The following is a 23,165-nucleotide window of genomic DNA, read 5'->3' as shown; positions in this document are numbered from 1 at the left end:
GTGATCGAACCACCTTCTGCCACGGTGCCAGTCGCGCTGAGCGACAGGTTGGTGGTGTCGACGGTGTCGGTGACGGTGGTCGAAACCGGGGTTTTATCAGCCACCAGATTTTCGTAGTTACCACCACTCACGCCGGTGATTGCGTTGGTCAGCGGCGCATGACCGGTCAACACGTCGTTCGGCGCGGTAGTGGTCACGGTGCCGGTAGTTTTGCCGACTTCGATGGTGATCGACTGACCGTTCGACAGGGTCACGGTGACTGGCGAGCCAGTTACTGGCGCGCCGACGGTGGCGGTGTAGACAACGTTGCCACCTTCAGCAGCTGTTGCGGTTGCAGTCAGCTTCACCGTGGTGGTGTCGATGGTGTCGGTGACGCTGGTCACCGCTGGCGTGGTGCTGGTCACCAGGTTTTCGAAGTTGCCGCCCGTCGCGTTGGTGATCGTGGCCTGCACGTTGCCGGCGTCTTTGTAGACGTCATCGGCTGGCGCTGCGACGGTCACGGTGCCCGTGGTTTTACCGGCTTCGATGGTGATGACAGCGCCATTGCTCAAGGTCACGGTCACCGGGGTGCCCGCAGCGTTGGTCAGGGTCGCGGTGTAGGTGATCGAACCACCTTCGGCCACGGTGCCGGTCGCGCTCAGCGACAGGTTGGTGGTGTCGACGGTGTCGGTCACGGTAGTGCTGACCGGGGTCTTGTCGGCCACCAGATTTTCGTAGTTGCCGCCCGTCACGTTGGTGATCGCGTTGGTCAGCGGCGTGTGGCCGTTGAGCGCATCGTTAGGCGCCGTGGTGGTCACGGTGCCGGTGGTTTTACCCACTTCGATGGTGATGCTCTGGCCATTCGACAGGTTCACGGTCACTGGCGAACCGGTCACAGGCGCGCCCACGGTCGCGGTGTAGGTGACAGTGCCGCCTTCAGCCGCCGACGCGGTCGCGGTGAGTTTCACCGTGGTGGTGTCGATGGTGTCAGTGACACTGGTTACTGCTGGCGTGGTGCTGGTGACCAGGTTTTCGAAGTTGCCACCGCTGGCATTGGTGATCGTCGCCTGCACGTTGCCGGCGTCTTTGTAGACGTCGTCGGCTGGCGCGGCAACGGTCACGGTGCCAGTGGTTTTGCCGGCTTCGATAGTGATCACGGCGCCGTTCGACAGAGTCACGGTCACTGGCGAGCCAGCGGCGTTGGTCAGGGTCGCGGTGTAGATGATCGAACCGCCCTCGGCAACCGAATTGGTGGCGCTGAGGGTCAGGTTGGTGGTGTCGACCGTGTCGGTGACAGTGGTCGAAACCGGGGTTTTGTCGGCGACGAGGTTTTCGTAGTTGCCGCCCGTCACGCCGGTGATCGCGTTGGTCAACGGCGTGTGGCCGGTCAGCGCATCGTTCGGTGCGGTGGTGGTGACGGTGCCAGTGGTCTTGCCCACCTCGATGGTGATCGACTGACCGTTCGACAGAGTCACGGTGACTGGCGAGCCGGTCACAGGCGCGCCCACGGTGGCGGTGTAAGTGACAGTGCCGCCTTCTGCCGCCGACTCGGTCGCGGTCAGTTTGACCGTGGTGGTGTCGATGGTGTCGGTGACTTCCGTTACGGCTGGGACAGTGCTCGGAACAAGGTTCTCGAAGTTGCCACCGGTGGCGGTCGAAATGGTTGCTTCGACTTTGCCGGCGTCTTTGTAGACGTCGTCCTTCGGCGCATCGACGGTCACAGTGCCGGTGGTTTTACCCGCCTCGATGGTGATCACGGCGCCGTTGCTCAAGGTCACGGTCACCGGGGTGCCCGCAGCGTTGGTCAGGGTGGCGGTGTAAGTGATCGAACCGCCTTCGGCCACCGAGTTGGTGGCGCTGAGGGTCAGATTGGTGGTGTCGACGGTGTCAGTGACGGTGGTCGAAACCGGAGTCTTGTCGGCTACGAGGTTTTCGTAGTTGCCGCCAGTCACACCCGTGATCGAGTTGGTCAGCGGCGTATGGCCGTTGAGTGCATCGTTCGGCGCGGTGGTGGTGACGGTGCCAGTGGTTTTACCCACTTCGATGGTGATCGACTGACCATTGGCCAGGGTCACGGTCACAGGTGAGCCGGTCACTGGCGCGCCAACAGTCGCGGTGTAAGTGACGGTGCCACCTTCAGCGGCCGTTTCGGAAGCGGTGAGCTTCACGGTCGTCGTGTCGATGGTGTCGGTGACTTCCGTTACGGCTGGAACGGTGCTCGGAACCAGGTTCTCGAAGTTGCCACCGGTTGCGTCCTTGATGGTCACTTCGACTTTGCCGGCGTCTTTGTAGACGTCATCGGCTGGCGCGGCAACGGTCACGGTGCCGGTGGTTTTACCGGCTTCGATGGTGATGACGGCGCCGTTCGACAGAGTCACGGTCAGCGGGGTGCCGGCCGGGTTGGTCAGGGTCGCGGTGTAAACGATCGAGCCACCTTCGGCCACGCTGTCGGTCGCGGTCAGCGACAGATTGGTGGTGTCGACGGTGTCGGTCACGGTGGTGCTGACCGGAGTCTTGTCGGCTACGAGGTTTTCGTAGTTTCCGCCAGTCACGCCCGTGATTGCGTTGGTCAGTGGTGCGTGACCATTCAACGCATCGTTCGGCGCGGTGGTGGTGACAGTGCCGGTGGTTTTGCCCACTTCGATGGTAATCGACTGACCGTTGGACAGCGTTACGGTGACTGGTGAACCGGTCACAGGCGCGCCCACGGTGGCGGTGTAAGTGACGTTGCCGCCTTCAGCTGCCGATTCAGTCGCGGTCAGTTTGACGGTGGTGGTGTCGATGGTGTCGGTGACTTCGGTCACGGCCGGAACGGTGCTCGGCACCAGGTTCTCGAAGTTGCCACCGGTGGCGGTCGAAATGGTTGCCTCGACTTTGCCAGCATCTTTGTAGACGTCGTCTTTCGGTGCATCGACGGTCACGGTGCCGGTGGTTTTGCCGGCTTCGATGGTGATCACAGCGCCGTTCGAAAGGGTCACGGTCACCGGAGTGCCGGCCGGGTTGGTCAGGGTCGCGGTATAAACAATCGAACCGCCCTCGGCCACCGAGTTGGTGGCGCTCAGGGTCAGGTTGGTGGTGTCGACGGTATCAGTGACGGTGGTCGAAACCGGCGTTTTGTCGGCCACGAGGTTTTCGTAGTTGCCGCCAGTCACGCCAGTGATCGCGTTGGTCAGCGGCGCGTGGCCGTTGAGCGCATCGTTCGGCGCGGTGGTGGTGACGGTGCCCGTGGTCTTGCCGACTTCGATCGTGATCGACTGTCCGTTGGACAGCGTCACGGTCACAGGCGAACCGGTCACAGGTGCGCCGACGGTAGCGGTGTAAGTGACGTTTCCGCCTTCAGCCGCCGACTCGGTCGCGGTCAGTTTCACCGTGGTGGTGTCGATGGTGTCGGTGACGTTGGTCACGGCCGGAACGGTGCTCGGCACCAGGTTCTCGAAACCGCCACCGGTGGCGGTCGAAATGGTTGCCTCGACTTTGCCGGCGTCTTTGTAGACGTCGTCTTTCGGCGCATCGACGGTCACGGTGCCGGTGGTTTTACCGGCCTCGATGGTGATGACGGCGCCGTTCGACAGGGTCACGGTCACCGGCGTACCCGCCGGGTTGGTCAGGGTCGCGGTGTAAGTGATCGAACCGCCCTCGGCAACCGAATCGGTGGCCGTCAGGTTCAGGTTGGTCGTGTCGACAGTGTCCGACACCGAGGTGTCGGCGGACTTGCCGTCCACCGCCAGATGTTCGTAGTTGCCACCGGTGGCCTTGTCGATGGTCACGCTCAGCGAGCTGCCGCCCGCCAGCGGGCTGTTCGGCGCGACGAAGTTCACGGTGCCGGTGGTCTCGCCGACGGCGATGGTGATGGTCTGGCCGTTGGACAGGGTCACGACGACCGGCGAGCCCGTCACTGGCGCCGTCACGGTCGCGGTGTAGACCACGGTTTCGCCTTCGGCGACGTTGGCGGTGGCGGTCAGCGACACGGTGGACGTGTCGATGGTGTCATTGACGGTGGTGACCGCCGGGGCGGTGCTGGTGACCAGGTTTTCGAAGTTGCCACCGGTGGTGGTCGAAATGGTCGTCTCGACTTTGCCGGCGTCCTTGTAGACGTCGTCCTTCGGTGCATCGACGGTCACGGTGCCGGTGGTTTTGCCGGCCTCGATGGTGATCACGGCGCCGTTGCTCAAGGTCACGGTCACCGGAGTGCCGGCGGCGTTGGTCAGGGTCGCGGTGTAGGTGATCTGGCCACCTTCGTTGACTTCCGGCGTGGCGCTCAGGGTCAGGTTGGTGGTGTCGACGGTGTCGGTCACGGTGGTGCTGACCGGCGTTTTGTCGGCCACGAGGTTTTCGTAGTTGCCGCCGCTCACGCCGGTGATCGAGTTGGTCAGCGGCGTATGGCCGTTGAGTGCATCGTTCGGTGCGGTGGTGGTGACGGTGCCGGTGGTCTTGCCGACTTCGATGGTGATCGACTGACCGTTGGCCAGGGTCACGGTCACAGGCGAACCGGTTACCGGGGCGCCGACGGTGGCGGTGTAAGTGACAGTGCCACCTTCAGCCGCCGACTCGGTCGCAGTCAGTTTCACCGTGGTGGTGTCGATGGTGTCAGTGACTTCGGTCACGGCCGGAGCAGTGCTCGGCACCAGGTTCTCGAAGTTGCCACCGGTTGCATCCTTGATGGTCACTTCGACCTTGCCGGCGTCTTTGTAGACGTCGTCTTTCGGCGCATCGACGGTCACGGTGCCGGTGGTTTTGCCGGCTTCGATGGTGATCACGGCGCCGTTCGACAGGGTCACGGTCACCGGCGTACCCGCCGGATTGGTCAGAATCGCGGTGTAGATGATCGAACCGCCTTCGGCCACCGAGTCAGTGGCGCTCAGGGTCAGGTTGGTCGTGTCGACGGTGTCGGTGACGGTGGTCGAAACCGGGGTCTTGTCGGCTACGAGATTCTCGTAATTGCCGCCAGACACGCCAGTAATCGCGTTGGTCAGCGGGGTGTGGCCGTTCAACGCGTCGTTCGGCGCAGTGGTGGTGATGGTGCCGGTGGTTTTGCCCACTTCGATGGTGATCGACTGACCGTTGGCCAGGGTCACGGTCACAGGCGAACCGGTTACCGGGGCGCCAACGGTGGCGGTGTAAGTGACAGTGCCGCCTTCAGCTGCCGACTCGGTCGCGGTGAGTTTCACCGTGGTGGTGTCGATGGTGTCGGTTACATCGGTGACAGCCGGAACAGTGCTTGGCACCAGATTCTCGAAGTTGCCGCCAGTTGCATCCTTGATGGTGACTTCGACTTTTCCGGCGTCTTTGTAGACGTCATCTTTCGGCGCATCGACGGTCACGGTGCCGGTGGTTTTACCGGCCTCGATGGTGATGACGGCGCCGTTGCTCAGCGTCACGGTCACCGGGGTGCCGGCCGGGTTGGTCAGGGTCGCGGTGTAAACGATCGAACCGCCCTCGGCCACCGAGTCAGTGGCGCTGAGGGTCAGGTTGGTCGTGTCGACGGTGTCGGTGACGGTGGTCGAGACCGGCGTTTTGTCGGCTACGAGGTTTTCGTAGTTACCGCCAGACACGCCAGTAATCGAGTTGGTCAGCGGGGTGTGACCGTTCAGCGCGTCGTTCGGCGCAGTGGTGGTGATGGTGCCGGTGGTTTTACCCACTTCGATGGTGATCGACTGACCATTGGCCAGGGTCACGGTCACAGGCGAACCAGTGACAGGTGCGCCAACAGTGGCGGTGTACGTAACGGTACCGCCTTCAGCTGCCGACTCGGTTGCGGTGAGTTTCACCGTGGTGGTGTCGATGGTGTCAGTGACTTCGGTAACGGCCGGAACATTGCTCGGCACCAGGTTCTCGAAGTTGCCACCAGTCGCATCCTTGATGGTGACTTCAACCTTGCCGGCGTCCTTGTAGACGTCGTCTTTCGGCGCATCGACAGTCACGGTGCCGGTGGTTTTACCGGCCTCGATGGTGATGACGGAGCCGTTGCTCAACGTCACGGTCACTGGAGTGCCAGCCGGATTGGTCAGGGTGGCGGTGTAGGTGATCGAGCCACCTTCGGCCACGGTGCCGGTCGCGGTCAGTGTCAGATCGGTGGTGTCGACGGTGTCGGTCACGGTGGTGCTGACCGGCGTCTTGTCGGCCACCAGGTTTTCGTAGTTGCCGCCGCTCACGCCAGTGATCGAGTTGCTCAGCGGTGTGTGACCGTTGAGTGCATCGTTCGGCGCGGTGGTGGTGATGGTGCCGGTGGTCTTGCCGACTTCGATGGTGATGGTCTGACCGTTGGCCAGGGTCACGGTGACCGGCGAACCAGTCACTGGCGCACCAACAGTGGCGGTGTAGGTGACGGTGCCACCCTCAGCCACCGACGTATCGGCGCTCAGCTTCACGGTCGACGTATCGATGGTGTCAGTCACTTCAGTGACGGCCGGAACGGTGCTCGGAACCAGATTCTCGAAGTTGCCGCCGGACGCATCCTTGATGGTCACTTCGACCTTGCCGGCGTCTTTGTAGACGTCATCGGCCGGAGCCGGAACGGTCACGGTGCCGGTGGTTTTACCCGCTTCGATGGTGATCACCGAGCCGTTGCTCAGAGTCACGGTCACTGGCGTGCCAGCTGGATTGGTCAGCGTGGCGGTGTAAACGATCGAACCGCCTTCGGCCACGGAACCTGTAGCGCTCAAGGTCAGGTTGGTGGTGTCGACGGTGTCGGTGACTGACGTCACGGCCGGAGTCTTGTCGGCGACCAGGTTTTCGTAATTGCCGCCGCTGGTGCCGTCGATCTTCACGCTCAGCGTGTTGCCGCCGGCCAGTGCATCGTTCGGTGCGGTGTAGTTGACGCTGGCGCTGCTGGCGCCGACCGGGATGGTGATGGTCTGGCCGTTGGACAGGGTCACGACCACTGGCGAACCGGTCACCGGTGCGGTGACGGAGGCGGTGTAAACCACCACGCCGCCTTCAACAGTGCTGGCCGTGGCGCTCAGGGAAACGGTGCTGTTGTCGATGGTGTCGGTGACGTCGGTCACCGCCGGGGTCTTGTCGACCACCAGGTTTTCAAAATTGCCGCCCGTGGTCTTGGTGATGCTGGCGTCGACTTTGCCGGCGTCCTTGTACACGTCGTCGCCCGGTGCGGCGACGGTGATGGTGCCGGTGCTCGCGCCTTTGGCGATGTTGATCACCGCGCCGTTGCTCAGGGTCACGGTCATGGCCGTGCCGGCCGGGTTGGTCAGGGTCGCGGTGTAGACGATCGAACCGCCCTCGGCGACCGAACCGGTGGCGCTCAGGCTGATGTTGGTGGTGTCGACGGTGTCGGTGACCTTGGTCACCACAGCCGTACGGTTGGCATCGACCTGTTCGAAGTTGCCGCCGCTGTGGCTGGCAATCGCGGTCTGCACCTTGCCGCCATCGATGTAAGGCGTGTTGGCCGGCGCAGGGAAATTCACCGAACCGCTAGTGGCACCGGCGGCGATGTTGATCACCGCGCCGTTGGCCAGGGTCACGGTCATGGCGGTGCCGGCCGGGTTGCTCAGGGTCGCGGTGTAGGTGATCTGGCCACCTTCGCTGACGGTGTCGCTGGCGCTCAGGGTCAGCGTGGTCTTGTCGATGGTGTCGTTGACCGTGGTGCTGACCGGCGTCTTGCTGACGTCGAGTTTCTCGAAGTTGCCACCGCTGGCATCGGTCATGGTCACGGTGAGCTTGCTGACATCCTTGTAGACGTCATCGCTCGGCGCCGGGATGGTCACCGAACCGCTGGTCTTGCCGGCCTCGATAACGATCGTCTGGCCGTTGCTCAGATTGACGGTCACCGGCGTCTGCGCGGCGTTGGTCAGGGTCGCGGTGTAAGTGATCGATGTGCCTTCGAGCACATAGCTTTCGGCGCTGAGAGTCAGGTGCGTGGTGTTGATGGTGTCGGCGACGTTGGTCACCGCTGGTGTCGGGTTGGCCACCAGGTTTTCGAAGTTGCCGCCGGAAGTGTCCTTGATGGTCACTTCGACTTTGCCGGCGTCTTTGTAGACGTCATCGGCTGGTGCGGGAACGGTCACGGTGCCAGTGGTTTTGCCGGCTTCGATGGTGATGACGGAGCCGTTGCTCAACGTCACGGTCACCGGGGTGCCGGCCGGGTTGGTCAGGGTGGCGGTGTAGACGATCTGCCCGCCCTCGTTGACGTTGCCGGTGGCGGTCAGCGATACGGTGGTGGTGTCCACGGTGTCGGTGATGGTGGTGCTGACCGGGGTTTTGTCGGCCACGAGGTTTTCGTAGTTGCCGCCGCTGACGTTGGTGATCGAGTTGGTCAGCGGTGCATGGCCGGCCAGTACGTCGTTCGGCGCTGTGGTGGTCACGGTGCCGGTGGTTTTACCGACTTCGATGGTGATCGACTGACCGTTGGCCAGGGTCACGGTCACCGGCGAGCCGGTTACCGGGGCGCCGACCGTCGCGGTGTAAGTGACGGTGCCGCCTTCAGCCGCCGATTCGGTCGCGGTCAGTTTGACGGTCGAAGTGTCGATGGTGTCGGTGACCTGGGTCACGGCCGGAACAGTGCTTGGCACCAGGTTTTCGAAGTTGCCGCCGGTTGCGCCGGAAATGGTCGCTTCGACTTTGCCGGCATCCTTGTAGACGTCATCTTTCGGTGCATCGACAGTCACGGTGCCAGTGGTTTTGCCGGCCTCGATGGTGATGACCGCGCCGTTGCTCAAGGTCACGGTCACCGGAGTGCCGGCCGGATTGGTCAGCGTCGCGGTGTAGATGATCGAGCCGCCCTCGGCCACGGAATCGGTGGCGCTCAGGGTCAGGTTGGTGGTGTCGACGGTGTCAGTGACGGTGGTCGAAACCGGAGTTTTGTCGGCGACCAGATTCTCGTAGTTGCCGCCGCTCACGCCGGTGATCGCGTTGGTCAGCGGTGCGTTGCCGGCCAATGCGTCGTTCGGTGCGGTGGTGGTGACGGTGCCGGTGGTTTTGCCGACTTCGATGGTGATCGACTGACCGTTAGCCAGGGTCACGGTGACCGGCGAGCCGGTTACCGGGGCGCCAACTGTCGCGGTGTAAGTAACGGTGCCACCTTCAGCTGCTGACTCGGTCGCGGTCAGTTTGACGGTGGTCGTGTCGACGGTATCGGTCACGTCGGTAACAGCCGGAACGGTGCTTGGCACCAGGTTCTCGAAGTTGCCGCCGGAGGCGTCCTTGATGGTCACTTCGACTTTGCCGGCGTCTTTATAGACGTCATCGGCAGGGGCCGGAACGGTCACGGTGCCAGTGGTTTTGCCCGCTTCAATGGTAATGACGGAGCCATTGCTCAACGTCACGGTCACCGGGGTGCCGGCCGGATTGGTCAGGGTCGCGGTGTAAACAATCGAACCACCCTCGGCGACGGTGCCGGTGGCGCTCAGGGTCAGGTTGGTGGTGTCGGCAACGTCTGTCACCGTGGTCGAAACCGGAGTCTTGTCGGCCACCAGATTTTCGTAATTACCGCCGGAAACGCCGGTGATCGAGTTGGTGAGTGGTGCATTGCCGGTCAACGCATCGTTCGGCGCAGTGGTAGTCACGGTACCGGTGGTTTTGCCCACTTCGATGGTGATCGACTGACCGTTGGCCAAGGTCACGGTGACCGGCGAACCGGTCACTGGCGCGCCGACAGTAGCGGTATAAGTGACAGTGCCACCTTCAGCTGCCGACTCGGTCGCGGTGAGTTTCACCGTGGTGGTGTCGACGGTGTCAGTGACTTCGGTAACGGCCGGAACAGTGCTTGGCACCAGGTTCTCGAAGTTGCCGCCGGTGGCGTCCTTGATGGTGACTTCGACTTTGCCGGCGTCTTTGTAGACGTCATCGGCTGGTGCCGGAACGGTCACGGTGCCGGTGGTTTTGCCAGCCTCGATGGTGATGACGGAGCCGTTGCTCAACGTCACGGTCACCGGGGTGCCAGCAGGATTGGTCAGGGTTGCGGTGTAGACGATCGAACCGCCTTCGGCCACGGAACCGGTAGCGCTCAGCGACAGGTTGGTGGTGTCGATGGAGTCGGTGACGGTGGTGGTCGCTGGCGTCGTGTTCGGCACCAGATTCTCGAAATTGCCGCCGGTAGCACCGGTAATAGTGGTGCTGACGGTGCCGCCGTTGTTGTAGACGTCATTCGGTGCGGTCGGCACGTTGACGCTGCCGGTGGTCTGACCGGCGCCGATGGTGATGGTCGAGCCGTTCGACAGGGTGACGGTCACCGGCGTCTGCGCCGGGTTGGTCAGGGTCGCGGTGTAGGTGATCTGGCCACCTTCGACCACGGTGCCGGTAGCGGTCAGGGTCAGGCCGGTGGTGTCTCGCGAATCGACGATCGTGGTAACGGCCGGTGTCGGGTTCGGCACCAGGTTCTCGAAGTTGCCGCCGGTGGCACCGGTGATGGTGGTGGTGACGGTGCTGCCGTTGTTATAGACGTCATTCGGCGCGGTCGGCACGTTGACGGTGCCGGTGGTCTGGCCGGCGCCGATGGTGATGGTCGAGCCGTTGGACAACGTGACGGTCACCGGCGTCTGCGCCGGGTTGGTCAGCGTGGCGGTGTAGGTGATCTGACCGCCCTCGGTCACGCTTGGCCCCGCCGTCAGAGTGACGGTGGTGGTGTCGATGGTGTCGGTGACCTGGGTCGTGGCCGGGGTGGTCGGCGGGGTCACGGTGATGCCGCCGCCGCCGGTGGTGCCGGTGACCGTCACGTCGATCTGGGTCGGGTCGTTATAAACAGTGTCGTTCGGTGCCAGTGGCACGTTGACGGTGCCGGTGGTGGAACCGGCCGGTATCACGATCACCGCGCCGTTGGACAGGGTGATGGTCAGGTCGGTCAGCGGCGCCTGGGTCAGGGTCGCGGTGTACACCAGCACGCCGCCGGCTTCGGTGATGCTCGGCGTGGCGCTGAGGCTCAGGGGCGATTCGCGCAGGGCATTGGCGTTGGTGTCGGTGGTCTGGCCGCCGGTGATGTTCTGCGCGGCTTGGCCGGCAGCGTTGATGCCCGCAGTCGGGAAACCGATGGTTGGGTCGACGCGGCCGGCGGTCGCATCGAGCATCACGAAGCTGTGACCGCCACCGGCGGCACCGCCAGTCCCCGCGGCGCTCGGGCCGGCAGCGGTGGCATCAAGAGCGGTGGTCGGGTCGACGCCCGCGGCGATGGCTTGTTGCAGTTCTTCTACCGACGGCGCGGCTTGCGCGGTGGCTTCGGCCAGGTCGGTGCTGGAGTCCGGGGTATCGGCGCTCCACTGGGTGTCACGGCCCAGATCGATCGTGCGGCCATCGGCCAGTTCCAGGGACACGGCGCCGGAAACGCCGGTGTCGACCTGATCGCCGGCAAACAGTCGGTCGCCTTCAACGAGTACGCGACGGACGCCCTCTGGGGACACCACGAAAACCTGACCGACAATGCTTTTGACGATGGCAACAACACTGCTCATTGAAGACTCTCCGGGTGTCACGTTCAGTTGACTTCCATAGACCTGATGGCTGTCTGCGCCGATTCAGTCTGGACGTACTTTTTAAAAAAGATGAAACAAAGTTGACGCTGCTGTTCGTCAATATTTTGGCTAGATTCTTTCGCTATTAACTTTATGCCAAACTATTGACCTTCTGGGTGCCATCCTAAACAATCGTCCCAGTAATGTCACATTGATATTTATGCGGCGACCTGCCCTTCAGCGTGTGATCCAGTTCCGGTTTTAAACTTTCCGACATACGGTCATTCCGGTTGCCATCTTCCGACGCAGCTCACCAATTTGCTGTGATTCAAGACAAGAAGTTCTGGGAAATCTTTACCATGCGTTCGCACCTGTTCAAGGCTCTACCCTTCGCTCTCGCCGCCTCTTTCGTACAAGCACAATCCTTACCAGAAGCCATGCAGCAGGCGCTGGATGTCCATCCGGAAATCCAGGCAGGGGTCAACAGTCGGCTGGCCGCGGATTATCAATTAAAGGCTGCAAAAGGTGGATACCTGCCCAAGGTCGATCTGCTGGGCGGTTATGGTCGTGAAGGCACCGACAGCGTGACCACCCGCGCCAATGGTGGCGGCAATCACTGGGAAACCCTGAACCGCAGCGAGTCAAGTTTACGTCTGTCGCAAATGGTTTTTGACGGTTTTGCGACGTCCAGCGAAGTCGGGCGTCAACAAGCCACCGTCAACTCCCGCGCGTATTCCCTGCTCGGCACTTCCGAACGCACCGCGCTGACCGTGGCCCAGGTTTATCTGGATGTGCTGACCCGTCGCGAATTCGTGCGTCTGGCCGAAGAAAACCTCAAAAGCCACCAACGCATCTACGACCAGATCCAGCTGCGCACCCAGCGCGGCGTCGGCAGCGGTGCCGACCTCGATCAGGCCGAAGCGCGGATGGCCCAGGCCCGCAACAACCTGATCACCGAGCAGACCAATCTCGCCGACTCGGAAACCAACTTCCTCAGCGCCGTCGGCCAGATGCCCGATCAACTGGAGCGTCCGGCGCCGTTCATGGCGATGATGCCGGCCAACCTGAATGAAGCCCGCGCGCAGATGCTGGAAAACAGCCCGATCCTGCGCTCGGCCGAGTCCGATATCGCCGCTGCCGAGAAGCAGTACGAGACCGCCAAGTCGACCTTCTACCCGCGCTTCGACGCCGAGCTGGGCCGCACTGCCGACAACGACCTCGACGGCCAGAACGGTCACAACAACGAATGGCAGGCCATGTTGCGCATGCGCTTCAACCTGTATTCGGGCGGCAGCAACAAGGCGGATCTGGAATCCAAGTCCTACCTGTCGAACCAGGCGCTGGACATCCGCAACAACGCCTTGCGCCAATTGAATGAAGAACTGGGCCTGGCCTGGAACGCCCTGAACAACGCCAATGCCCAGGTGCCGATCGCTCAGCAGTACGTTGATCACAGCACCTCGGTGCGCACTGCTTACCAGCGCCAGTTCAGCCTCGGCGAACGGACCCTGCTGGATTTGCTCGACAGTGAAAACGAGCTGTTCACCGCTTCGCGGCGTCTGGCTGAAATCAAAAACATTCAGTTATTTACTCAGTATCGAATCAAGGCGACCATGGGCGAATTGCTCAAGAGCCAGGGAGTGGTCGCACCATTGGCATCCGTTGTGCAGAACGACGTGAAGCCCAAGGTCCAGCTGCCTGGGATGAATTGAGTTGTCCCTTTTCAACTGCTAAAGAGTGTCGAGCGTGGAATCAGAAGTCAGTCGAGTTCATCTCAGTCATGATCCACGCGCGTTGCACGACGATCCGTTACTGGATGGTCTGCTCGCTCTTTGCATGCTCCACCAGAAACCCGCCAGCGCGGCGATGCTGACCACCGGCCTGCCGCTGCCCAAACAACGCCTGAGTGTCGAGCTGTTGCCCCGTGCAGCGGCGCGCGCCGGGCTGCAAGGGCGGGTGCTGCAGCGCAAGCTGGAAGAAATTCCGACGATTGCCATGCCGGCGCTGTTGCTGCTCAAGGATGGCCGCAGCGCTGTCCTGCTCGGCTGGCAGGGTGAGAACGACGCGCGGGTGCTGCTCAGCGAAAGCGACGGCGGCGAGTCCCTGGTCAGCCGCGAGCTGCTGGCCGACGACTACACCGGCAAAGTGTTCTTCGCCCAGCCCCAGCACAAATTCGACGTCAACCACGGCACGCTGATCCCGCGTGCGCGCTCGTGGTTTCGCGACACCCTGAAGCGTTCGCGCTGGCTGTACGCCGACGCCATCGCCGCCAGTTTCCTGATCAACATCATCGCCATGGCCGCGCCGCTGTTCGTGATGAACGTCTACGACCGCGTGGTGCCGAACCAGGCCGAAGCGACCCTGTGGGTGCTCGCGCTGGGCATCACCGGCGCCTATATGTTCGACCTGATCCTCAAGAGCCTGCGCAGCCTGTGCCTGGATCTGGCCGGCAAGAAAACCGACCTGATCATCTCCGCCACGCTGTTCGAACGCATCGTCGGCATGGCCATGAAATACCGCCCGGCGCGGGTCGGCAGCTTTGCCCAGAACATCCACGAGTTCCAGAGCCTACGCGACTTCCTCGCCTCGCTGACCCTGACCAGCCTGATCGACCTGCCGTTCACCATCCTGATCTTCATCGTCATCGCGATTCTCGGCGGGCATCTGGTGTGGATTCCGGTGCTGGCCTTCCCGATTGCGCTGCTGATCGGCTACGCCTTGCAGAAGCCGCTGGTGGCAACCATGGAACGCACCATGGCCCTCGGCGCCGAGCGTCAGTCGAGCCTGATCGAAACCCTCGCCGGCCTCGACGCGGTGAAGGTCAACAACGCCGAAAGCGAACGCCAGTATCAGTGGGAACAGACCATCGGCACCCTCAGCCGTCTCGAGCTGCGGGTGAAAATGCTCTCCGGTCTGGCGATGAACATCACCCTGCTGATCCAGCAACTGGCCGGGGTGATCATGATCGTCTTCGGCGTGTACCAGATCATCGCCGGCAACCTGAGCATGGGCGGCCTGATCGCCTGCTACATGCTCAGTGGCCGCGCCCTCAGCCCGCTGGCATCGCTGTCCGGTCTGCTGACCCGCTACCAGCAGGCGCGGGTCACCATGACCTCGGTCGACCAGATGATGGAGTTGCCGCAGGAGCGCAATTTCGAAGAGCGCCCGTTGAGCCGCAAGGTTCTGCAAGGCGCCATCGAATGCCGCCAGCTCAACTTCACCTACCCGGAACAACAGAACCCGGCGCTGAAGAACATCAACCTGGTGATTCGTCCCGGCGAGAAGATCGGCATCATCGGCCGCAGCGGTTCCGGCAAAAGCTCACTGGCGAAACTGCTGGTCGGCCTGTATCAGCCGGACGACGGCGCGTTACTGGTGGATGGCGTCGACATCCGCCAGATCGACGTCAGCGAGCTGCGCTACAACATCGGCTATGTGCCGCAGGACATCCAGCTGCTGGCCGGCACCCTGCGCGACAACCTGGTTTCCGGCGCCCGTTACGTCGAGGACGAGCTTGTCCTGCAGGCCGCCGAATTGGCCGGCGTCCACGAATTCGCCCGTCTGCACCCGCAGGGTTATGAGCTGCAAGTCGGCGAGCGCGGGCAGAACCTGTCCGGCGGTCAGCGCCAGAACGTCGCCCTGGCCCGGGCGCTGTTGCTCAATCCGCCGATCCTGTTGCTCGACGAACCGACCAGTGCGATGGACAACACCGGCGAAGAACGCCTCAAGCAACGCCTCGCGGCGGTGGTGGAAAACAAGACCGTGGTGCTGGTGACGCACCGGGCATCGCTGCTGTCGCTGGTCGATCGCCTGCTGGTGGTCGACCGTGGACAGATCCTCGCCGACGGCCCGAAAGCGGCCGTCATGGAAGCGTTGAAGAAGGGGCAGATCAGTGTTGCTTAAGTCGGGTTTCAAGGATTCGATCCGCCGCTACTTCAAGGGCTCGGCATCGCTGCAGGGCCAGCCGCTGCCGGAGGTCAACAAGGCCTTGATCGAGGACGCGCCGCGCGTGGTGCGGCTGACGATCTGGGCGATCATCGGTTTCTTCGTGTTCCTGATGCTCTGGGCCAACTTCGCCGTCATCGACGAAGTGACCAAGGGCGACGGCAAAGCGATTCCCTCGTCGAAGATCCAGAAAATCCAGAACCTCGAGGGCGGGATCGTCTCCGAGCTGTTCGTCAAGGAAGGCCAGATCGTCGAAGCCGGCGCGCCGCTGGTTCGCCTGGACGACACGCGATTTGCGTCCAACGTCGGTGAGACCGAGGCTGATCGACTGTCGATGTTGCTGCGGGTCGAGCGTCTGAGCGCCGAGGTCGATGACCGGCCGCTGAATTTCCCCGAGGACGTGCTCAAAGCCGTGCCGGGTCAGGCGAAAAGTGAAGAATCGTTGTACATCAGCCGTCGTCAGCAATTGCACGACGAGGTCGGTGGTTTGCAGGAACAGTTGATCCAGCGTCAGCAAGAACTGCGCGAGTTCACCTCGAAGCAGGCGCAATATCGCCAGCAACTGGGCCTGCAACGCCAGGAAATCAACATGTCCGAGCCGCTGGTGGCCCAGGGCGCGGTGTCGCCGGTGGAAGTGCTGCGACTCAAGCGTGCCGAAGTGGAAACCCGTGGTCAGCTCGACGCCACCACCCTGGCAATTCCGCGCGCCGAATCGGCGATCAAGGAAGTGCAGCGCAAGATTGACGAGACTCGCGGCAAGTTCCGCAGCGAAGCCCTGACTCAGCTCAACGAAGCGCGCACCGACCTGAACAAGGCCCAGGCCACCGGCAAGGCGCTGGAAGACCGGGTCAGCCGTACGCTCGTCACCTCGCCGGTGCGGGGCATCGTCAACAAGATGCTGGTCAACACCATCGGTGGCGTGATCCAGCCGGGCAGCGACCTGCTGGAAATCGTGCCGCTGGATGACACTCTGCTGGTCGAAGCGAAGATCCGCCCGCAGGACATCGCGTTCCTGCATCCGGGCCAGGAAGCCACGGTGAAATTCACCGCGTATGACTACACCATCTACGGTGGTCTGAAGGCCAAGCTGGAACAGATCGGCGCCGACACCATCACCGACGAAGACAAGAAAACCACCTACTACATCATCAAACTGCGCACCGAACGCAGCCATCTCGGCACTGACGAGAAACCGTTGCTGATCATCCCCGGGATGGTGGCGTCGGTGGACATCATCACCGGCAAGAAGACGGTGCTGAGCTATCTGCTCAAGCCGATCATCCGGGCGCGGGCAGAGGCGCTGCACGAGCGGTAAATCTTCACGGACGCCTTCGCGGGACTCGCGGAGGCGTTCGTCGCACCAACACATTCCGTCCAGAAGTGACATAAATGGTCACTCACCATCCAGTCCATTCCTAAGCAATCGCCATATCGTTATTCGTTAACAGTATTTAAATTCCGCTTCTTATAGCTATAAAGTCAGCCTCCTGCGTACCTGCCGACCAATCGGCGCGCCGCACGACACGAACCAACACGCAATCCAGCGTGAGTTTCTGATCGACGCGCGCGCCCTTGAGCGCGCCGTGCGTGGGAGATTGATTGATGTCCGCAGCTACTGCTACCCCAAGCGCCGCGACTGTCGCGACGCAAACTTTCGAGATCCGCCCGTTCAGCGGTGCCGTCGGCGCCGAAATCATCGGCCTCGACCTGACCCGCCCGGTCAACGATGAAGACTTCGCCCGCATCCACCGCGCGCACCTCGATCACCACGTCGTGGTGTTCCGCGACCAGCGCATCACCCCGCAACAGCAGATCGATTTCAGCCGCCGCTTCGGCGTGTTGCAGATCCACGTGCTCAAGCAGTTCCTGCTGGCCAATCACCCGGAAATCCTCATCGTTTCCAACATCGTCGAGAACGGCCAGAACATCGGCCTCGGTGATGCCGGCAAGTTCTGGCACTCGGACCTTTCCTATAAAGAGCTGCCGAGCCTCGGCTCGATGCTGCACGCCCAGGAGCTGCCGTCCGAAGGCGGCGACACCCTGTTCGCCGACATGCACAAAGCCTGGGACAGCCTGCCCGACGCGCTGCGCAAAGCCGTCGAAGGCCGCTCGGCCGCGCATTCTTACACCGCGCGCTACAGCGAAACCAAATTCGAAGGCAACTGGCGCCCGACCCTGACCCCGGAGCAATTGGCTCAGGTCGCCGAAGTCGTGCACCCGGTGGTCCGTACCCATCCGGAAAACGGCCGCAAGGCGTTGTTCGTCAGTGAAGGCTTCACCACTCGCATCGTCGGCCTGCCGGAAGACGAGAGCAAACAACTGCTCGACGAGCTCTACGCCCACAGCGTGCTGCCGCAGAACATCTATCGCCATCAATGGCAGCCCCACGACATGGTGTTCTGGGACAACCGCTCGCTGATCCACCTTGCCGCCGGTTGCCCTGCGCACCTGCGCCGCAAGCTGTATCGCACCACCATCCAGGGCGACGCGCCTTTCTGATTTGCCGGAGATCCGATCATGTCCAAACGTCTTCCATTCGCACCGCTGGCGGCGGCCATCGGCCTCGGTTTCAGCCTGATCGCCGGCAGCCTGGTGGCGCCGACCGTGGCCCATGCCGAAGGTGAAATCCGTATCGCCGAACAGTTCGGTATTGTCTATTTATTGCTCAATGTGGTGCGCGATCAGGGACTGATCGAGAAGTACGGCAAGCAGGAAGGGCTCGACATCAAGGTGGACTGGACCCAGCTGTCTGGCGGCGCGGCAGTCAATGATGCGCTGCTCTCCGGTTCCATCGATATTGCCGGCGCCGGCGTCGGGCCGTTGCTGACCATCTGGGATCGCACCCATGGCAAGCAGAACGTCAAAGCCGTGGCCTCGCTCGGCAACTTCCCGTACTACCTCGTCAGCAATAATCCCAAGGTCAAAACCATCGCCGACTTCACCGAGAAGGACCGCATTGCGGTGCCGGCGGTAGGGGTGTCGGTGCAGTCGCGGTTCCTGCAATACGCGGCGGCCAAGCAGTGGGGCGACAAGGAATTCAATCGCCTCGACAAGTACACCATCGCCGTTCCGCACCCGGACGCCACTGCTGCGCTGATTGCCGGCGGCACCGAGCTGACCGGGCATTTCTCCAACCCGCCGTTCCAGGATCAGGCGCTGGAAAATCCGAACGTGCACGTGGTGCTCAACTCCTATGACGTGCTCGGCCCGAACTCGCCGACCGTGCTGTTCGCCACCGAGAAATTCCGCAACGAGAACCCGAAAACCTACAAGGCGTTCGTCGAAGCCCTGACCGAAGCCGCGCAATTTGCGCAGAACGATAAAGGCGCGGCGGCGGACACCTACATCCGCGTGACCAAGGCCAAGATCGACCGCGCCGCGTTGCTGAAAATCATCGACAACCCGCAGTTTGAATTCAGCGTCACGCCGAAAAACACCTACCCGCTCGCCGAATTCCTCTACCGCGTCGGCGCGATCAAGAACAAACCCGAATCGTGGAAGGACTACTTCTTCCAGGACGCCAAACCGTTGCAGGGGAGCTGATCGACATGAACGCCCCTTTGCAAGGCCACGCGGCCAGCAACCCGATCGCCACCGCGCAAGCGCTGTTGGCGGTCGACCAGGTCAGCCTCGAATACCGCACGCCGCAGCGCGTCGTGCGCGCCACCCACCAGGTCAGTTTTGAAGTCGATCAACAGGATCGCTTCGTGCTGCTCGGCCCGTCCGGCTGCGGTAAATCCACCTTGCTCAAAGCTGTCGCGGGGTTCATTGCGCCGTGTGAGGGCGAGATCCGTCTGCAGGGCCAGCGCGTCGACGCGCCGGGGCCGGACCGGATCGTGGTGTTTCAGGAGTTCGATCAGCTGCCACCGTGGAAAACCGTCAAACAGAACGTGATGTTTCCGCTGCTGGCCTCGCGCACTTTGAAGAAAAAGGAAGCCGAAGAGCGTGCGCTGCACTATCTGGAAAAGGTCGGTCTGGCGGCGTTCGCCGATGCCTATCCACACACCTTGTCCGGTGGCATGAAGGCGCGGGTGGCGATCGCCCGGGCGCTGGCGATGCAGCCGAAAATCCTGCTGATGGACGAGCCGTTCGCCGCGCTGGACGCCCTGACCCGGCGCAAGATGCAGGAGGAATTGCTGCTGCTCTGGGAGGAGGTGCGTTTCACCTTGCTGTTCGTCACCCACTCGATCGAAGAAGCGCTGGTGGTCGGCAATCGCATCCTGCTGTTGTCGCCGCACCCGGGCCGGGTGAGGGCGGAAGTGCACAGCCATCAGTACGATCTGCACAGCCTTGGCGGCGTGGCGTTTCAAGAGTCGGCACGGCGCATTCACCGTTTGCTGTTCGATGAAGGGCAGTCGCTGGAAACCGAGCGCGAGCACGATTTCAACGACATTCGCATCGCTTATTGAGCCACCCGGAGGATTGCCCGATGAGCCATTCATCATCCGTACGTCAAGAATTCGAAAATGATCTGCAACCGCTGACCAGCGTCCCGGTGGAGCGCGAGCTGCCGCTGGGCCAGCGCCTGTGGCAACAGGGCTGGCTGCGTAAAAGCGTGATTCTGATTTTGCTCGCTGTGCTCTGGGAAGTGGTGGCCCGGGTGCAGAACAACGATCTGCTGCTGCCGAGCTTTTTGCAAACCAGTCATGCGCTGTACGACGGCCTGCTCAGTGGCGAACTGCTGGGCAAGGTGTGGATCTCGCTGGTGGTGCTGCTCAAGGGTTATCTGATCGGCATCGTCCTGGCCTTCGCCCTGACCACGCTGGCGGTCTCGACCCAATTCGGCCGGGACTTGCTGAGTACGCTGACCTCGATGTTCAACCCGCTGCCGGCCATTGCGCTATTGCCGCTGGCATTGCTGTGGTTCGGGCTGGGACAGAACAGCCTGATTTTCGTGCTGGTGCATTCGGTGCTGTGGGCGCTGGCGCTGAACACGTATGCCGGATTTCTCGGCGTCTCGGAAACCTTGCGCATGGCCGGCCGGAACTACGGTTTGAAGGGCATGCGCTTCGTGCTGTTCATCCTGATTCCGGCGGCGCTGCCGTCGATCCTCGCCGGGCTGAAAATCGGCTGGGCCTTCGCCTGGCGCACCCTGATCGCCGCCGAACTGGTGTTCGGCGCCACCAGCGGCAAGGGTGGTTTGGGCTGGTACATCTTCCAGAACCGTAATGAGCTGTACACCGACAAGGTGTTTGCCGGTCTGGCGGTGGTGATCCTCATCGGTTTGCTGGTGGAGAACCTGGTGTTCGACACGCTGGAGCGGGTGACGGTGAAACGCTGGGGCATGCAGCGCTGATTTTCTGATCTGCTAGCATTGCGTGCGAATCAATCCTGATCGGTCACGAGTGCTCAGCATGCAACTCCCGGACATGAACCTGTTGGTCGCCCTCGACGCCTTGCTCGACGAGGGCAGTGTGGTCGGCGCCGCGCGGCGGATGAACCTCAGTTCGGCTGCCATGAGCCGCACGCTGACGCGGATTCGCGAAGCGATTGGCGATCCGATTCTGGTGCGCGCCGGTCGCGGTCTGGTGCCGACGCCCAAGGCGCTGGAGTTGCGCGAGCAGGTGCGCGATGTGGTCGAACAGGCGGCGTTGCTGTTCCGCTCGGCGGACGCCGTGGAATTGGGGACGTTGCGCCGGCGCTTCAGCATTCGCGCCAACGACTTCTTCGTTGGCGTGTACGGCGGCAAGCTGTTCGACACCCTCGATCAACTGGCGCCGCACTGTGAGTTGCGTTTCGTCCCCGAGGGCGACGGCGATGATGAAGCCCTGCGCGAAGGGCGGATCGACCTGAGTGTCAGCAACACCCGCCCGGTGACCCCGGAAGTCAAAATACAGAACCTGTTTTCCACCCACTTCGTCGGCCTGGTACGCGAGGATCACCCGCTGCTGGATGGCGAGATCACCGCCGAGCGCTATGCCGGGTTCTCCCACATCAGCATGTCCCGCCGGGGCATCGCCCGTGGGCCTATCGACACCGCTTTGAATGCCTTGGGGTTGGAGCGGCGAGTCGCGGTGATCGCGCCGAGTTTCCATGCGGCGATGTTCGCCCTGCCGGATTCCGACCTGATTCTGCCAGTACCCAAGGAAGCGTTGCTCAGCGTGCGGCGGCTGGGCTTGAAGCTGCGCTCGTTCGACCTGCCGATTCCGCTTCCGACCCTGATGCTGACCCAGGCCTGGCACCCGCGCTTCGACAAGGATCCGGCCCACCGCTGGCTGCGCGAAACCCTCAAGACCTGCTGCGACGAAACCTGGCTGGCGGCACAGCCCTGACGATTGCGTCTGATGCACTTATAAACTGCCGAGAAGTCAATTTTCGTCAGCACTAAGCCCTACTACTATGCTCCGGTATTTTTCCCTCCGGAGTTTGCCTGCATGACATCCCTGACGGTCACGGCGCCGATGGCCGCTGCCGCTCCGATGGCAGCCGCGCCACCGGTGTTCGGGGCGCGGATCATCATCGGTCTGGTCGGCGTGCTGCTGGCGGTGCTGGTGTCGGGTCTCAACGAGATGGTGACCAAGGTCGCCCTCGCCGACATTCGCGGCGCCCTGAGCATCGGCTACGACGAAGGCACCTGGCTGGTCGCCAGCTACACCGCGACCTCGGTGGCGGCCATGGCATTCGCGCCGTGGTGCTCGGTGACCTTTTCCCTGCGTCGTTTCACCCTGTGCGCCATCGGCGTGTTCACCCTGCTCGGGGTGCTCTGCCCGTTCGCCCCGAACTACGAAAGCCTGCTGCTGATGCGCATCCTGCAAGGCCTGGCCGGCGGTGCGTTGCCGCCGATGTTGATGACCGTTGCGCTGCGGTTTCTGCCGGCCAACATCAAGCTTTACGGTCTCGCCGGTTACGCCCTGACCGCCACCTTCGGCCCAGGTCTTGGTACGCCGCTGGCCGGGTTGTGGACCGAATACGTCGGCTGGCAGTGGACGTTCTGGCAAATCATCGTGCCGTGCCTGATCGCCATGGCCGCTGTCGCCTATGGCTTGCCGCAGGATCCGCTGCGTCTGGAACGCCTCAAAACATTTAACTGGAAAGGCCTGCTGCTGGGGTTTCCGGCGATCTGCATGCTGGTGATCGGTCTGTTGCAGGGCAATCGGCTGGACTGGTTCGAGTCGAACCTGATCTGCGCTTTGCTCGGTGCCGGTTCGCTGTTGCTGGTGGCGTTTCTGATCAATGAATGGTCGCAGCCGATTCCGTTTTTCAAGTTGCAGATGCTCGGCATTCGCAACCTGTCGTTCGCCCTGATGACCCTGGCCGGCGTGCTGGTGGTGCTGCTGGCAGTGGTGCTGATTCCGTCGAGTTACCTGGCTCAGGTGCAGGGTTACCGACCGGTACAGACCGCGCCGATCATGCTGATCGCGGCATTGCCGCAGTTGATCGCGCTGCCGCTGGTGGCGGCGTTGTGCAACTTGCGTTGGGTCGATTGCCGCTGGGTGCTCGGCATCGGTTTGAGCATGTTGACGCTTTCGTGCCTCGGCGGCTCGCAGCTGACCTCGGAATGGATTCGCGACGATTTCTACGTGCTGCAATGGCTGCAGATTTTCGGCCAGCCGATGGCGGTGCTGCCGTTGCTGATGCTGTCGACCGGCAGCATCCAGCCGCAGGACGGGCCGTTCGCTTCGGCGTGGTTCAACACCGTGAAAGGCCTGGCGGCGGTGGTCGCCACCGGCGTTATCGAAGCGCTGACCACTTCGCGCCTGCATTTTCACTCGACGATGCTGGTCGATCGCCTCGGCAACTCGCCGCTGGCCGCGAGCAACGACCCCGGCCTCGCCCATCGCCTGCACGAACAGGCGGTGGTGCTGACTTCTTCGGATCTTTATCTGTGCATGGCTGGCGTCGCGG

The 23,165-nt window shown here is 62.5% G+C and carries 10 protein-coding genes; 9 read left to right on the top strand and 1 reads right to left on the bottom strand.

Annotation, left to right across the window (positions count from 1 at the left end; genetic code table 11):
- Positions 1–11,375 (bottom strand): retention module-containing protein (locus tag K5E37_RS28565; RefSeq protein ID WP_221535756.1); only part of this gene is annotated, 11,375 nt, incomplete at its 3' end.
- A gap of 359 nt (positions 11,376–11,734) precedes the next feature.
- On the opposite strand from K5E37_RS28565, the gene K5E37_RS28560 reads away from it, so the two are divergent.
- The 9 genes from K5E37_RS28560 to K5E37_RS28520 form a co-directional block, all read left to right on the top strand.
- Positions 11,735–13,087 carry a TolC family outer membrane protein gene (locus K5E37_RS28560; RefSeq protein WP_192563030.1) on the top strand — a complete coding sequence of 451 codons (1,353 nt, stop codon included), beginning with the start codon at positions 11,735–11,737 and terminating at the stop codon, positions 13,085–13,087.
- A 34-nt stretch (positions 13,088–13,121) separates the two neighbouring features.
- Positions 13,122–15,278, top strand: coding sequence for a type I secretion system permease/ATPase (locus K5E37_RS28555; RefSeq protein ID WP_085608532.1), 2,157 nt, complete (start codon positions 13,122–13,124; stop codon positions 15,276–15,278).
- Entirely contained in the window at positions 15,268–16,635 is a 1,368-nt protein-coding gene (locus tag K5E37_RS28550; protein WP_007957729.1) for an HlyD family type I secretion periplasmic adaptor subunit, read from the top strand. The genes K5E37_RS28555 and K5E37_RS28550 overlap by 11 nt, the downstream gene beginning before the upstream one ends.
- 287 nt (positions 16,636–16,922) lie before the next feature.
- A complete protein-coding gene (locus tag K5E37_RS28545) occupies positions 16,923–17,819 on the top strand; it encodes a TauD/TfdA family dioxygenase (RefSeq protein ID WP_085608533.1) in 897 nt (298 codons plus the stop codon).
- 18 nt (positions 17,820–17,837) lie between these two features.
- On the top strand, positions 17,838–18,863 hold the full coding sequence (locus K5E37_RS28540) for an ABC transporter substrate-binding protein (RefSeq protein WP_007957722.1): 1,026 nt from the start codon (positions 17,838–17,840) through the stop codon (positions 18,861–18,863).
- 5 nt (positions 18,864–18,868) lie between these two features.
- Positions 18,869–19,729: an ABC transporter ATP-binding protein gene (locus K5E37_RS28535; RefSeq protein WP_221535755.1), complete on the top strand. Its 861-nt coding sequence runs from the start codon at positions 18,869–18,871 to the stop codon at positions 19,727–19,729.
- Between the two features lie 20 nt (positions 19,730–19,749).
- Complete coding sequence (locus K5E37_RS28530; protein ID WP_085608535.1) at positions 19,750–20,616, top strand: ABC transporter permease; 867 nt, start codon at positions 19,750–19,752, stop codon at positions 20,614–20,616.
- Positions 20,617–20,674: 58 nt separating this feature from the next.
- Complete coding sequence (locus tag K5E37_RS28525) at positions 20,675–21,592, top strand: LysR family transcriptional regulator (RefSeq protein ID WP_007957716.1); 918 nt, start codon at positions 20,675–20,677, stop codon at positions 21,590–21,592.
- A 102-nt stretch (positions 21,593–21,694) separates the two neighbouring features.
- Positions 21,695–23,165 (top strand): MFS transporter (locus tag K5E37_RS28520; RefSeq protein WP_221535754.1); only part of this gene is annotated, 1,471 nt, incomplete at its 3' end.

The organism is Pseudomonas sp. RIT778 (assembly GCF_019718735.1).
Classification (GTDB): Bacteria; Pseudomonadota; Gammaproteobacteria; order Pseudomonadales; family Pseudomonadaceae; genus Aquipseudomonas; species Aquipseudomonas aphyarum.
The sequence above is the reverse complement of the archived record's forward strand: the minus strand, read 5'-3'. Positions and strand labels throughout refer to the sequence as shown.